Below are 14,827 nucleotides of genomic sequence, written 5' to 3' on the forward strand. Positions count from 1 at the left end.
GGGTCAAGCGACAGCTACGACGTCGAGAATCCGCTGGACCACCCGGTCCTGGTCGATGCCGGCAGCTTCGGCTTCGAAAGACAGAATGATGCGGTGGCGCAGCACGTCAAACAGCACGGCTTGAATGTCCTCGGGGCTGACGAAGTCGCGACCGGCCAGCCAGGCGTGGGCCCGGGCGCAACGGTCCAGCGCAATGGAACCGCGAGGGCTGGCACCGTAGGCAATCCAGTCGGCCATCTCCGGGTCGAACTTGCCCGGGTTGCGCGTGGCCATGACCAGTTGCACCAGGTATTCCTCCACGGCGTCGGCCATGTACAAGCCGAGGATTTCCTTGCGCGCTGCGAAGATCGCCTGCTGGCTGACCCGGCGTTCCGGCTTGGTTTCGCCGTTCAGGGCTTCGCCACGGGCTTGCTGGAGGATCTTGCGTTCAACCGCGGCGTCCGGGAAACCGATTTTGACGTGCATCAGGAAACGGTCGAGCTGGGCTTCGGGCAGCGGATAGGTGCCTTCCTGCTCGATCGGGTTTTGCGTGGCCATCACCAGAAACAGCGGCGACAGCTCATAGGTGCTGCGCCCGACACTGACCTGGCGCTCGGCCATGGCTTCCAGCAACGCCGACTGAACCTTGGCCGGGGCGCGGTTGATCTCGTCCGCCAGCACCAGGTTGTGGAAGATCGGGCCTTGCTGGAAGACAAAGCTGCCGGTTTCCGGGCGATAGATTTCCGTGCCGGTAATGTCGGCAGGCAACAGGTCGGGGGTGAACTGGATTCGGTGGAACTGTGCTTCGATCCCTTCGGCAAGCTCTTTGATGGCCTTGGTCTTGGCCAGGCCCGGGGCGCCCTCGACCAGCATGTGGCCGTCGGCGAGCAACGCGATGAGCAAGCGCTCGATGAGTTTTTCCTGGCCGAGAATCTGCGTTGAAAGAAAGGTTCGCAGCGCGAGCAGCGCTTCACGATGTTCCATCGATGACTGTTCCTGGAGAAGGTGGCCGAAGGCGTTCGAATAACGCTTGGGCTGGGGGCGTTACTTTAATCCATCGCGGGGGGCGGCGACTAACGGCATTTTGTGCAAAGTGCGGGAAATGATTGGCGAAATTTTTCGACGTTTGTAGGGCTCGGGCGATGTGGCGGTTTTTGAGGGCCTCATCGCGAGCAGGCCGGCACAGGCACTGAAATTCAGAGCTGGCTTATATAAGTCCCAGTCCCTTCAAGAATATTTTTCAGTGTTTCTTCCACTTCCACCAGGTCGCTGGCATCCGTGTTGTGAATGATTTCCAAAGAATCATCCCCATTCAGCGCATCCACATCCGCTGCTGCGATTTCGATCAGCAGGCGGGTAGGGCTGAGGGTGACTTTCACGCCGTCCAGCGTCGACGGCTCGTCGTCGAGGGTGATTTCCAGTTCGTCCTCGTCCGGGTAGCGGGTCATCAGGAACATATCGCCCTGATCGCTGTGGCAGCAGAGCATGGCCATGTTGTCTTCCTCGTCATCGCAAGGGTTCACAATCAAGAGGGCGGTGGTCATTTGCATGGGGAATTCCTGGCTCGACGAGCATGGTGAAGACGAACAAAACACAATTCTGCCAGCACAAGGGAATTTCTGCTCGGCTGAGTGTCAGAGGAGGGGCACGGACACTTAGAGTGTTACTGGTCATTTCTGGTACGCGAGTGCCGTAAATCGGGGATAAAACGCCCGTTTTTGCCCACGGCTGCTAGTGTTGTTCGAGGTGTGTGCCGCCAGCTGCGTACCGATGACCGAATATGTCGCAGCACCGCAAGCACGGGCCTCGCCGCACTCGTTAAGCTGCGCAACGGATGAGCACCTGTAAAGGCATTGCGCTGCACGCAGTCCAGTCGTTTTTGCAGATGCCCATTCATGGAAGGTGAATGTGACCCGAGTGTCTCGTCCAGCTTCACCCACCTGTCATCCTGTTTCCTCTGCCCGAGAATCAGGAACAGGGTGACGGATTGCCCCGAAAGGGGTTTGCACGCGACGCTTCCATCAATAACAAGCCCAAGCGGAGTACCACAGATGGCGTTCTTCACCGCAGCCAGCAAAGCCGACTTCCAGCACCAACTGCAAGCGGCACTGGCCCAGCACATCAGTGAACAGGCACTGCCACAAGTGGCGCTGTTCGCGGAACAATTTTTCGGCATCATTTCCCTGGACGAGCTGACCCAGCGTCGGTTGTCCGACCTCGCCGGCTGCACCCTTTCTGCGTGGCGCCTGCTTGAGCGCTTCGATCACGCGCAACCGCAAGTGCGCGTCTACAACCCTGATTACGAACGCCACGGCTGGCAGTCGACCCACACCGCGGTCGAAGTGCTGCACCACGACCTGCCATTCCTGGTGGACTCGGTGCGTACCGAGCTGAACCGTCGCGGCTACAGCATTCATACCCTGCAAACCACTGTGCTGAGCGTTCGTCGCGGCAGTAAAGGCGAGTTGCTGGAAATCCTGCCCAAAGGCACCCAAGGCGAAGGCATTCTTCAAGAATCGCTGATGTACCTGGAAATCGACCGTTGCGCCAACACGGCCGAGCTCAATGTCCTGAGCAAAGAGCTGGAACAGGTCCTCGGTGAAGTCCGCGTCGCGGTCGCCGATTTCGAGCCGATGAAAACCAAGGTCCAGGAAATCCTCACTGGCCTGGATAACAGCCAGTTTGCGGTCGACCCTGAAGAAAAAGCCGAAATCAAAAGCTTCCTGGAATGGCTGGTGGGTAACCACTTCACGTTCCTGGGCTACGAAGAGTTCGTGGTTCGCGATGAAGCCGACGGCGGCCACATCGTCTACGACCAGGATTCCTTCCTCGGCCTGACTAAACTGCTGCGCACCGGCCTGACCTACGATGACCTGCGCATCGAAGACTACGCCGTGAACTACCTGCGCGAACCGACCCTGTTGTCGTTCGCCAAGGCCGCGCACCCAAGCCGTGTACACCGTCCGGCTTACCCGGATTACGTGTCGATCCGTGAAATCGATGCTCACGGCAACGTCATCAAGGAATGCCGTTTCATGGGCCTGTACACCTCCTCGGTGTATGGCGAGAGCGTGCGGGTTATTCCGTACATCCGCCGCAAGGTCGAAGAAATCGAACGCCGTTCCGGCTTCCAGGCCAAGGCCCACCTGGGCAAGGAACTGGCGCAGGTGGTCGAAGTGCTGCCGCGCGATGACCTGTTCCAGACCCCGGTCGACGAATTGTTCAGCACCGTGATGTCGATCGTGCAGATCCAGGAACGCAACAAGATCCGCGTGTTCCTGCGCAAAGACCCGTACGGCCGTTTCTGCTACTGCCTGGCTTATGTGCCACGCGACATCTACTCCACCGAAGTGCGCCAGAAAATTCAGCAAGTGCTGATGGATCGCCTGAAAGCCTCGGATTGCGAGTTCTGGACCTTCTTCTCCGAGTCCGTGCTGGCCCGCGTACAGCTGATCCTGCGCGTCGACCCGAAAAACCGCATCGACATCGACCCGCTGCTGCTGGAAAAAGAAGTGGTTCAGGCCTGCCGCAGCTGGCAGGACGACTACGCCAGCCTGGTGGTTGAAAGCTTCGGCGAAGCTCACGGCACCAACGTGCTGGCCGACTTCCCGAAAGGCTTCCCGGCCGGTTACCGCGAGCGTTTCGCAGCCCATTCGGCTGTGGTCGACATGCAACACCTGCTGAGCCTGAACGAAAAAAATCCACTGGTGATGAGCTTCTATCAGCCATTGGGTCAGGTGTCCGGCCAGCGCGAACTGCACTGCAAGCTGTATCACGCCGACACGCCGCTGGCGTTGTCCGACGTACTGCCGATCCTGGAAAACCTCGGCCTGCGCGTGCTGGGTGAATTCCCGTATCGCCTGCGTCACACCAATGGCCGCGAGTTCTGGATTCACGATTTCGCGTTCACCGCTGCCGAAGGCCTGGAACTCGACATTCAGCAACTCAACGACACCTTGCAGGACGCGTTCGTCCACATCGTGCGTGGCGATGCCGAGAACGATGCGTTCAACCGCCTGGTGCTGACCGCCGGCCTGCCGTGGCGCGATGTGGCGCTGCTGCGTGCTTATGCGCGCTACATGAAGCAGATTCGTCTGGGCTTCGACCTGGGCTACATCGCCAGCACCCTGAACAACCACACCGACATCGCTCGCGAGTTGACCCGGTTGTTCAAAACCCGTTTCTATCTGGCGCGCAAGCTGTCGGGCGACGATCTGGAAGACAAGCAGCAACGCCTGGAACACGCGATCATCGCCGCACTGGACGAAGTCCAGGTGCTCAACGAAGACCGCATCCTGCGTCGCTACCTGGACCTGATCAAGGCCACCCTGCGCACCAACTTCTATCAGACTGATGCGAACGGCAAGAACAAGTCGTACTTCAGCTTCAAGTTCAATCCGCACCAGATTCCAGAGCTGCCCAAGCCCGTACCGAAGTTTGAAATCTTCGTGTACTCGCCTCGCGTCGAAGGCGTGCACCTGCGCTTCGGCAACGTGGCGCGTGGTGGTCTGCGCTGGTCCGACCGTGAAGAAGACTACCGCACCGAAGTTCTCGGCCTGGTAAAAGCCCAGCAAGTGAAGAACTCGGTCATCGTGCCAGTGGGCGCGAAGGGCGGCTTCCTGCCGCGTCGCCTGCCACTGGGCGGCAGCCGTGACGAGATCGCGGCCGAGGGCATTGCCTGCTACCGCATCTTCATTTCGGGCCTGTTGGACATCACCGACAACCTGAAAGACGGCGCGCTGGTTCCGCCGGCCAACGTCGTGCGTCATGACGACGATGACCCGTACCTGGTCGTTGCAGCGGACAAGGGCACTGCGACCTTCTCCGACATCGCCAACGGCATCGCCATCGACTACGGGTTCTGGCTGGGTGACGCGTTCGCTTCCGGCGGTTCCGCCGGTTATGACCACAAGAAGATGGGCATTACCGCCAAGGGCGCGTGGGTCGGCGTTCAACGTCACTTCCGCGAACGCGGCATCAATGTCCAGAAAGACAGCATCACCGTGGTCGGTGTCGGCGACATGGCCGGCGACGTATTCGGTAACGGCCTGTTGATGTCCGAGACGCTGCAACTGGTGGCTGCGTTCAACCACCTGCACATCTTCATCGATCCGAATCCGCAGCCGGCGAACAGCTTCGCCGAGCGTCAGCGCCTGTTCGACCTGCCGCGTTCGGCCTGGTCGGATTACGACACCAGCATCATGTCCGAAGGCGGCGGGATCTTCTCCCGTAGCGCGAAAAGCATCGCCATTTCCCCGCAGATGAAAGAGCGCTTCGACATTCAGGCCGACAAGCTGACCCCGACCGAACTGCTCAATGCCTTGCTCAAGGCACCGGTAGACCTGTTGTGGAACGGCGGTATCGGTACGTACGTCAAAGCCAGCAGCGAAAGCCACGCCGATGTGGGCGACAAGGCCAACGATGCACTGCGCGTGAACGGCAACGAACTGCGCTGCAAAGTCGTGGGCGAGGGCGGTAACCTCGGCATGACCCAACTGGGTCGTGTCGAATTCGGTCTCAATGGCGGCGGTTCCAACACCGACTTCATCGACAACGCCGGTGGCGTGGACTGCTCTGACCACGAAGTAAACATCAAGATCCTGCTGAACGAAGTGGTTCACGCCGGTGACATGACCGACAAGCAACGTAACCAGTTGCTGGCGAGCATGACCGACGAAGTCGGCAGCCTGGTGCTGGGCAACAACTACAAGCAGACTCAGGCATTGTCCCTGGCTGCGCGTCGTGCCTTGCCGCGTATCGCTGAATACAAGCGTCTGATGAACGATCTGGAAGGCCGTGGCAAGCTGGATCGCGCCATCGAGTTCCTGCCGAACGAAGAGGCGATCAACGAGCGCGTTGCAGAAGGCCATGGCCTGACCCGTGCCGAGCTCTCGGTGCTGATCTCCTACAGCAAGATCGACCTCAAGGAGCAGTTGCTCAACTCCCTGGTGCCGGATGACGACTACCTGACCCGCGACATGGAAACCGCTTTCCCGCCGACGTTGGTGAGCAAGTTCTCCGAAGCCATGCGCCGTCACCGTCTGAAGCGCGAAATCGTCAGCACCCAGATCGCCAACGACCTGGTCAACCACATGGGCATCACCTTCGTTCAACGACTCAAAGAGTCGACCGGCATGAGCCCGGCGAACGTGGCTGGCGCTTACGTGATCGTGCGTGACATTTTCCATCTCCCGCACTGGTTCCGTCAGATTGAAGCCCTGGATTACCAGGTTTCCGCCGACGTACAACTGGAGCTGATGGACGAGCTGATGCGCCTGGGCCGTCGCGCCACGCGCTGGTTCCTGCGCAGCCGTCGTAACGAGCAGAACGCCGCCCGTGACGTCGCGCACTTCGGGCCGCATCTGGCAGCGCTGGGCCTCAAGCTCGACGAACTGCTGGAAGGCCCGACCCGCGAAGGCTGGCAGACCCGCTATCAGGCCTACGTCGCGGCTGGCGTACCTGAGTTGCTGGCGCGCATGGTTGCAGGCACCACTCACCTGTACACCTTGCTGCCGATCATCGAAGCGTCCGACGTGACCGGCCAGAACGCAGCAGACGTCGCGAAGGCTTACTTCACCGTTGGTAGCGCGCTGGACATCACCTGGTACCTGCAACAGATCAGCGCTCTGCCGGTTGAAAACAACTGGCAGGCCCTGGCCCGTGAAGCGTTCCGTGATGACGTCGACTGGCAACAACGTGCGATCACCATCTCCGTCCTGCAACAGGGCGACGGCACTCAGGACGTGGAAACTCGTCTGGCGCTGTGGATGAAAGAGCACGAAGGCATGATCGAACGCTGGCGCGCCATGCTGGTGGAACTCCGTGCCGCCAGCGGTACGGACTACGCCATGTACGCGGTGGCCAACCGTGAGCTGCTGGACCTGGCGTTGAGCGGGCAAGCGGTGGTGACTGCCATTGCCACTGCCACTGCCACTGCCAGCGAAGAGCTGGAGCCGGCTGCCTGATCAGGCGCTGAGTGAAAAAACCCGCATGGCGACATGCGGGTTTTTTTTGTCTGATAGTTATCGGGTGTTTATTCAGACCCCATCGCGAGCAAGCCCGAGGTCATTAGCCTTAGGTTTCGAGAGGCGCGTCGGATTAAAAATCTGTTGGAAGGACAGGGAACCCAAAAGCTCACGCTGAAACTGCCTCACGGTCGTTACTGAAACAGAAGTACTCGATGGGGCTCCTCGCCGGAGTTCCACTGCCATAAACTTTCATCATCCAAGAGCGCGATTGTCGCACTGGAACCAGCAGCGACACAGGTGACTTGGTCCAGAATGTTCTCTGGTTCGATGGCGTACCCTCTACCCCATACCCACAACCTGCCGTCTTTTTGAATGGCCACCGAGTGGGAGGCGCCCGTTGCAATGGCAGTTGCATCGGTGAAAATGCGACCCCAGTGCGTTGCCTTGTCGCCGAGTCCATGCCGTGAAAGTGGGCCGTAGATATTGCCCCCCGTCCCCATGACCTCGTTACTAGGAGACAAATAGAGAGCGTGACCTGTATGAGCCTTGACGTCACTTACGTCGCTTGCGACCCGGAGAAACTGTGACGTAGGGGGCAAGCGAACGTGGCCATCACCAAACTGGCCGCGGTGTCCTTTGCCACGGGCGTAGAGTTCCCCGCTTGTTGTGACGTAATAGTCTGTGCCATCGCCTACGGCTACCGCGCTGACGTTTTCAGCAATTCGCCGTGGCTGTTCAGCATGGCGCAAATGCCAAAGCGTCCGGGTGGAGTCGATAGCGAAAACACCCGAATCACCGGCGGCGAATCGGCTAACACCCTTCATAAGTGTCATAGGCTCCTTGGTGCCATCAACCAACACCGTTAATTCACCGTTCGCCAGCAGCGTGTAATACACATCCTTACCGACCCCCACCTGTACGGCCGTTGTCTGGATCGGCGTAGGCGACGCACTATCGCTCCATCCCCATGCCGTGCCTGCAATGATCGCCATGTTGCGGTTGTAATATGACGCCAGCATTGGGCACGAACTGTCGGCGCTAACAAGGGGAGATGCAAGCAAGGTGCTCAAAAGGACAAGTCGCGAAAACCAGATTTTGAACTGCGGCCCAAAGCTCCCGACTCGATAGTCGGATTTCGTCGCTATTAAGATTCGGGAGCGAAACTTTCTGTACAGGTAGGACAGACTTTCATCGTGCCAAAGTAGCGGTGAGCGGTCGCTGGCTTGGCTAGTGGAGCCGGCAAGTGACACAGTAGCTAGGGCGGCGGATCGGAGGACGTACATAACCATGAATAATTCCTTGTTTTAATTGTTCGCGGTTACAGGTGGCTGGGCTGTCGCGGGAAGGCAACCGCCAAGCCAAGGGGATAAACAGGTGATCCGTCGGCGATGACGACACGTTTGTTCGCTTCGCCGAGGAGCACAAAGCGCGGGGAGCTCCGCTGTGGCGCTGTGTTCCGGTCAGGCCCCGCCGCGGAAGCAGGAGAGGCCTCAGGCCGTCAGCTTGAACGGCAGGTGATAGTGCTGCGCCGGACCGGCAAGGCCGAAGGTGAACAGCTGGCGGATGGGAAGGACCTCGTCCACTGGGTGAATTTGAGTACGGCTCACCTCGCGTATCTCCTGAAGGTGCAACTGTTGTTTTTATTGAAGGGCACCCAGGTTGCTGACGGCAGTAAATATTCGTCGCTTGGTTACGATGGGACAAATGAATAACCATCGTTTTTAACGATGGATTTCGGGAGAGCGTGATACGGTTTTCACTGGTTCAATTGCAGGCTTTCGTTCTCGCCGTGCAGGCGGGTTCGTTCTCAACGGCGGCACGCAAGCTGAGTAAGACCCCGTCGACTGTCAGCGCAGCAATCGCCAACCTCGAAACCGACCTTGGCGTAGAACCATTCGATCGATCCAGCCGTATCCCGACCTTGACCGCGCCCGCGAAGGCTGGCAGGCCCTGGCCCGTGAAGCGTTCCGTGATGACGTCGACTGGCAACAACGTGCGATCACCATCTCCGGCCTGCAACAGGGCGACGGCACTCAGGACGTGGAAACTCGTCTGGCGCTGTGGATGGAAGAGCACGAAGGCATGATCGAACGCTGGCGCGCCATGCTGGTGGAACTCCGTGCCGCCAGCGGTACGGACTACGCCATGTACGCGGTGGCCAACCGTGAGCTGCTGGACCTGGCGTTGAGCGGGCAAGCGGTGGTGACTGCCATTGCCATTGCCATTGCCACTGCCAGCGAAGAGCTGGAGCCGGCTGCCTGATCAGGCGCTGAATGAAAAAAAACCGCATCGAAAGATGCGGTTTTTTTTAGCAGACAGTGCTCGTCATTTAGTGCAGACAGCGGAAAGCGAAGGGCCGGACTCCATCCTCATGCGGTAAGGAGGTGCCTGATACGACTAGCTGATTGCCTTGAATGACCACGCACGCTCCCATGTCGAGTACATCAGTCAAATCGACAAGCAATTTACCCTGACCATCGCCGAAGCTTTTATCCGGTTCACCGTTTGGCATGTATTGAGCGATGATGGTTGTTGAGTTTTGCTCTCCAATAGTCGATCCGATCACCACGATTTTCTCGTCTGGTCGTTGCGCACCAGACAGCCATTGAGATCCTCCTGGCGCTTCGGGGACAGGAGTCACAAGCGGTTTGCCTCCATTGAATGTGTCAACAAACTTGCCGGTCGAGTCGAGACAGACCAGCAAGCCATTAAAAGCACCGTCATAAGTACTGCCAATACCCAGAATGTTGCCGTCGTGCATTTCTACAAGGTCAAAAATTTCGTCTTTTGATCCAAGTGAATCAAACACAACAAATCCATTGGAACCGAAGGTTTTTACCGGGGCCCCCTCGGCACTATACAGCGCGATCATTCCCAGGTTCTTTCCGTCCTGATTGACCAATCCCCCGATCGCAAATGTCCCATTGTTCAGACGTATCAATGAGCGCACCGAAGTAAAGTGAGCGGTGTACTGGACGGTGACGTAACCATTCCCGTTACCGAACGTTTTATCTAGCGCGCCGTTTTTATCAAGGCGCATCAATAGGCCAATTTGATCAGCATCACTGTACAGATGGTTGCTGAGGGTCATTAGTTTTCCGTCGGGTAGTTCCAGGGAAAAACCGTTCTGGCTCGAAGCACGTCCATTTTTTGCCTCCTCCTTGACTTCAGTCAACTTAAGCTGGGGGGAGGCAATGGGGTGAACAATGGTTACACCATCATTTCCAAATTCCTTAATGGGATTGCCATTATTGTCAAACAAGGCAAGTCCAAGTTTCGCGGGTGCGTCAATATATTCTTCGTAAAATCCGCTAAGCAGGATGTTCCCGTTTTTATGCACGCTGACGCTGCCACCCCCTGATTGATAACCTGCGGCGAACTTTCCGGTGACGGTGCCGTTCACCCCAAAAGTTTCGTCTTGTGTGCCGTTCGCGTTCAGCCGCACGACTGAAAATTCGAGTCCATATCCAGCAGCGATTATCAGTTTGTAGTCCGGCGCGACAGTAATGTCTCTGGCAAAGCCTGTGCCTGCGTGGGGGTATTGGATCCAGGTAATCCCATTGCGCTCGCGGCCGAAGTCAGGATCCAGAATATTTAAGGACTTGGGTAGTTCATTACCAGCCATGTTGACGTCTCCTTGAGTGAATTTTTGGCGTCTGCGTAAAGCGACAGCCTGGAGCGAGACATCGGCTGAAAAGCGCAGTGAGCTTATTTGAAGACCCGCACAACGGATTGTCTACTGTCAGAGTTGACAGTAGACAGTGCAGATATATGCAGTTTAAGTCGTTTTAAACTGTCAAATATGACAGTTGCTATTGTCGGCTCGCAGCGTTAGTAATGAGGCGGGACGAGGATTTTCCTCTCCTCGATAACGATGTTTTGGAAGGAGATCAATCATGAACATGACATTTTTTTGTAAGGAGAAGGCATCATTGAGCGCGCCGAATTTGCCTGAATCAGTTAACGGCTCTATCAGTCTGAAAGATGTGCCGATGGAGGGTATGACGTATGAGGTGCCCGAGTAAGAAGGGATCAAGGCGGGGGACGTGGTTATCGCTCGCTTCGGTTTTAGGGATGACGACTTTCCATTCGAGTCTGTGCATACGGTGGTTTGGCCTACCAGTTTTATAATTCGGGTACCTCGAGAGGTGCTGTTGGACCTTACCGGGAAACAAGCCATTGCCCAGTACCAGGTTGCAAGGGTTGACGGTAATTCAGCCTCTTCCTTAGTCACTGAAGTGGAAGTAACGCATTAATACCGGGACTTGTTTTCAGGCAGCTAATTTGCAGCGGTGATTGGGCAGGCCGGTAGTTTGATTTCCACATGGCACCATCGCGGGCAAACCCGCGATGGTGTGGTCCGATGCTGCTATCTCACAATGTTAGTTGTTCCAATAATCATCGATATTTTATCTGCCGGCTTGGTCAATAAACTACTGAGCGACTGGTCAAATCTTTGCAGCGCTCGAACTTGCACATTCTGTTGCTCGTTAATATCCGCCACTATATCTGAGCTCGGTTCAAAGTCCGCCCAAAGAGGGCTCAGCGTTTTGGCGTCATACCCTTGAGCGGTGCCAATGTAATTCAAGTTGGCGTCATAGAAATCTGCACTGACGTGAGCCTCCAAATCCGAACTGCGCGAGGTCATCAATTGACTGCGGCTGTCGACAATAGCGACCACGTCCGGTTTCGCAGCCTTGAGGCTTTGCATGTCCGGGTACTCCGTGACCGAGGCGAACTGGCGCTGCAACGACGCTTTGACCCAATCCACGGCGAGGTCGGGGTTGGAGGTTGTCACGAAGGCGTCATGAATCGAATGAACCAACAGGCTCTGGCCGAAACCGGTGCCGGCGTTGGCATGGTAGTCCTGGAGGTAGGCGCGATTGGTTTGGGTGTTTTGACTGTAGACGATGCCCAGCGAGACGTTACTGCCATTCGGAATGAGCGTGGCATTGCTGCGGCCAACGGGCTCGGTAAAGATGCCGTTCAGCGAAGACACAGCGCTCGGTGCTGTGGGGATCGAGCAGCCTGTTAAAACAACGGTCATCGTCAAGGTACTGACAAGCGCAAGTTTCATGGTGTTACTCCCGTGAAACAGCCTGAGCTGGAAAGTTAGTGTGCCGGTGTAATCCAGCGGTGATTCCAGACTAAACCTGTCTTTGCTGAATTAAAAAGCCAAAACATGCGCTCCTCGGGAGACCCATAGTTTTATTGGGTTTAAATACGGGCAGTTAATTACGCAGGGAAATAAAAAGGCTCGAAATCGAAGTTCGAGCCTTTTTATTTATAGCTGTACGTACAGGCATCAGTTTTCCAATGGGATCAGCACTTTTTCATTCGGAGACAACACCATAAACACCAGCAGTTTGGCAGGCTGGGTGGCACTGGCGTTTTTTGACACAAGATGTTCCGATCCCGCCGGTTCATACCAGTATTGGCCGGCCTTGTAAGTGACGGGCTGTTCACCTTTGACCTGGGAAATAATCTCCCCGGATATCACGTAGGCCATGGCAGTGCCTTCGTGTTTGTGGGCAATGGACGATTGCCCGGGCTCGTAATCGACTTCGATCATCAACGCCTTTTTGCCAGGCACATTTTTCAGCATCTGATCCTGCAGCACCGTGACCTTTTCAGAAGGGCCTTCGTGAGCAATGGCAGCAGCCGAAACGGTCAGGGCGAGGGCAGCGAGCGGGGCAGCAAGGAAACGCAACGTTTTCATGGGTCATTACCTGCGGTGGTTATCGTCAGGAGCAACGATAGTCCGCAGGGCAGGGCAATCAAACAGCCAATATCCGGGAAGCTGAGGGGACCAATCCTACACCGCAATGTTGGGCGTTTTAGCGGATCGGGAAGCTGTTGAAATCCACGGCATTCGCCAATTGATTGTCGATCAGGCCGATAAAGCCCTGGACCTCAGGGCAATTGAAATGCTGCTGCATGGCCGCTTCCGATTGCCAGTGGGCGCTGACGGTCCAGCGGTTGGTGTCCTCGGGGCAGCGGTCGACCATGTAGGAGTCGCAGCCCGGTAGTTCGCGCAGGGTGTCGACAATTTTTTGCAGTTGCTTACCCAGTTCATCCGAGCGGCCAGCGGCAGCCTGCACTTGTACGGTATTGATCACTTCGTTAGACATTGCTCACACTCCTGAATCAGGCCGGACGAATCCTGCTCATTGAGGGATAACGCTTAGGAAGGATAGGCCTGCTGCCCCGGACCGCCAATAGCCAAACGCCCGGTAAAGCCGCAGACCAATCCGTCAGGCCACCTGCCGCAGAATGTCGCGCAAACGGTCCAGAGCGGTGTCGATGTCCAGGGTTTCAATGGCGCCAAAACCCAGCAACAGCCCGGCCAGCGGCGCTTGCTGGAAGTAAAAGGCTTCGATGGAATAGAGCCCGACTTCCATCTTTTTGGCCAATTCGATCACCAATGGGAGATCGATAGGCACTTTGCACATCACTACCAGGTGGAACCCGGCCGTGGTGGGCACCGGCTCGAACCATGGCGAAAGGTCGCCCGTCATGCGCGCCAGAATCCGTTCGCGACGCCCGGCATAGATCGTATGGCAGCGGCGGATGTGCTTGAGCAGGCAGCCTTCGGCGATGAATTTGGCCAGCGCCCACTGTGGCAGTGTGGAGGTGTGCAGGTCGGTAAGTTGCTTGGCGCGGATCACCGCTTCGAGAATCGCCGGTGGCAAAATCGCATAGCCGAGCCGCAATTCCGGCAGCAAGGTTTTCGAGAAGGTCCCGACGTAAGCGACGATCCCGCGCTCATCCAGGCTTTGCAGCGAATCGGCAGGGCGGCCCTCATAGCGAAATTCGCTGTCGTAATCGTCCTCGATGATGATCGCGCCCAATTCATAAGCCCGCTCCAGCAGCGCCACCCGGCGTTCCTGGCTCATCGGCAGGCCGAGCGGGAACTGATGGGACGGTGTGACGTAGATCAGCCGCGTGCCGAGGGGGATTTTGTCCACCTGAATGCCTTCGGCATCCACCGGTACACCAATCACCCTGGCGCCGTGCGAGCCAAACAACAGGCGTGCCGGCGGGTAGCCGGGGTCTTCCATGGCGACAATGCTGCCGGGGCGGGTCATCACCCGGGAAATCAGGTCCAGCGCCTGTTGCGCGCCATTGCACACCACCACGTCTTCGTCCTGGCAAATGACCCCGCGGGAAAACGCGATGTGCCGGGCGATGGCATTGCGCAACGCCGGCAGGCCTTCGGGCAGGTTGTAGAGGCCTTTTGAGCCGGCCATCTGGCGCAAGGCGTGGGACGTGCAGCGACGCCAGTCATCCTGCGGGAATTGGCCCTTGCTGACGGCGCCGCCAATGAAGTCATAGCGCAACGACCCTTCCAGTGTCGGATGACGCAGGAACACCGGCAGATTGCGCCAGGATTCGATGACCTCAAAACTCGCCAGCTCGGAATGGCTTTGTTTACGGGTGATTTTGGACGGCCGGGCATTCACGTAGGTGCCTTTGCCGATCACACCAGTGAGGAAATTTTCGTAGGTCAGTTGCGAGTACGTGTCGGAAATGGTCTTGCGCGAAATCCCCAGCTGTTCGGCCAGCAAGCGGCTGGGCGGCAGCTGTGTGCCGGCGGCCAGGCGCCCGGATTCGATGGCGCTGCGCAGTTGGTTGTACAACTGACCTGCCAGGTCCTTGCGGCCGTTGATGACAACATGAAGTTCCATACCGGCGAGGCTCCTGCAACGGTTGAGGCGCGTGTGCGTCGCGCCAGATTACCCGCAAGAATGGCTGTGCAGAAGTTGCGTGGGCCAAATACCTCAGATTGGTCTGTTGCCGAATGGTCCCTGGCTTTTTCGTTGAATTGGCACTGTAACGTGCGTGCATCACCGCCTAACGTGGAGGTCACCATTCGATCC

Annotated in this window: 10 protein-coding genes and 2 pseudogenes; 4 read left to right on the forward strand and 8 right to left on the reverse strand. The window is 57.3% G+C overall.

Translation table 11 applies throughout. The annotated features are described in order from the left end of the window. Positions 1–3: 3 nt before the first annotated feature. Positions 4–963, reverse strand: a complete 960-nt coding sequence (locus tag ACA048_RS13205) for an AAA family ATPase (RefSeq protein WP_027923426.1) — start codon at positions 961–963, stop codon at positions 4–6. A gap of 212 nt (positions 964–1,175) precedes the next feature. Further along, a complete protein-coding gene (locus ACA048_RS13210) occupies positions 1,176–1,529 on the reverse strand; it encodes a hypothetical protein (protein ID WP_497629506.1) in 354 nt (117 codons plus the stop codon). 501 nt (positions 1,530–2,030) lie between these two features. On the opposite strand from ACA048_RS13210, the gene ACA048_RS13215 reads away from it, so the two are divergent. Beyond that, on the forward strand, positions 2,031–6,944 hold the full coding sequence (locus ACA048_RS13215) for an NAD-glutamate dehydrogenase (protein ID WP_497629507.1): 4,914 nt from the start codon (positions 2,031–2,033) through the stop codon (positions 6,942–6,944). Positions 6,945–7,138: 194 nt separating this feature from the next. Here the strand turns inward: ACA048_RS13215 and ACA048_RS13220 are convergent, their stop codons facing one another. Next, on the reverse strand, positions 7,139–7,966 hold the full coding sequence (locus ACA048_RS13220) for an RCC1 domain-containing protein (protein ID WP_497629508.1): 828 nt from the start codon (positions 7,964–7,966) through the stop codon (positions 7,139–7,141). Positions 7,967–8,694: 728 nt separating this feature from the next. Between ACA048_RS13220 and ACA048_RS13225 the strand changes: the two are divergent. After that, positions 8,695–8,877, forward strand: a pseudogene (locus tag ACA048_RS13225) (helix-turn-helix domain-containing protein); the annotation flags it as partial. A gap of 11 nt (positions 8,878–8,888) precedes the next feature. After that, positions 8,889–9,209, forward strand: a pseudogene (locus ACA048_RS13230) (hypothetical protein); the annotation flags it as partial. A 67-nt stretch (positions 9,210–9,276) separates the two neighbouring features. On the opposite strand, the gene ACA048_RS13235 reads toward ACA048_RS13230, so the two are convergent. Next, positions 9,277–10,572, reverse strand: coding sequence for an NHL repeat-containing protein (locus ACA048_RS13235; RefSeq protein ID WP_497629509.1), 1,296 nt, complete (start codon positions 10,570–10,572; stop codon positions 9,277–9,279). Between the two features lie 271 nt (positions 10,573–10,843). Here ACA048_RS13235 and ACA048_RS13240 point away from each other — a divergent pair, with 271 nt between their 5' ends. Next, entirely contained in the window at positions 10,844–10,972 is a 129-nt protein-coding gene (locus ACA048_RS13240) for a hypothetical protein (protein WP_497629510.1), read from the forward strand. Positions 10,973–11,316: 344 nt separating this feature from the next. Here ACA048_RS13240 and ACA048_RS13245 read toward each other — a convergent pair whose 3' ends face one another. From ACA048_RS13245 to pdxR, 4 genes are all read right to left on the reverse strand, one after another. Beyond that, a complete protein-coding gene (locus ACA048_RS13245; RefSeq protein ID WP_497629511.1) occupies positions 11,317–12,024 on the reverse strand; it encodes an ATPase in 708 nt (235 codons plus the stop codon). 228 nt (positions 12,025–12,252) lie between these two features. Further along, positions 12,253–12,666 (reverse strand): cupin domain-containing protein, encoded by a 414-nt coding sequence (locus ACA048_RS13250; RefSeq protein WP_497629512.1) that lies wholly within the window; start codon positions 12,664–12,666, stop codon positions 12,253–12,255. Between the two features lie 118 nt (positions 12,667–12,784). Beyond that, on the reverse strand, positions 12,785–13,078 hold the full coding sequence (locus ACA048_RS13255) for an antibiotic biosynthesis monooxygenase family protein (RefSeq protein ID WP_497629513.1): 294 nt from the start codon (positions 13,076–13,078) through the stop codon (positions 12,785–12,787). 123 nt (positions 13,079–13,201) lie between these two features. After that, the gene (gene pdxR / locus ACA048_RS13260; RefSeq protein WP_497629514.1) at positions 13,202–14,635 is read right to left on the reverse strand and encodes a MocR-like pyridoxine biosynthesis transcription factor PdxR; all 1,434 of its coding nucleotides are present in this window, start codon (positions 14,633–14,635) and stop codon (positions 13,202–13,204) included. Positions 14,636–14,827 lie beyond the last annotated feature (192 nt).

Source organism: Pseudomonas sp. LBUM1659, from assembly GCF_059716045.1.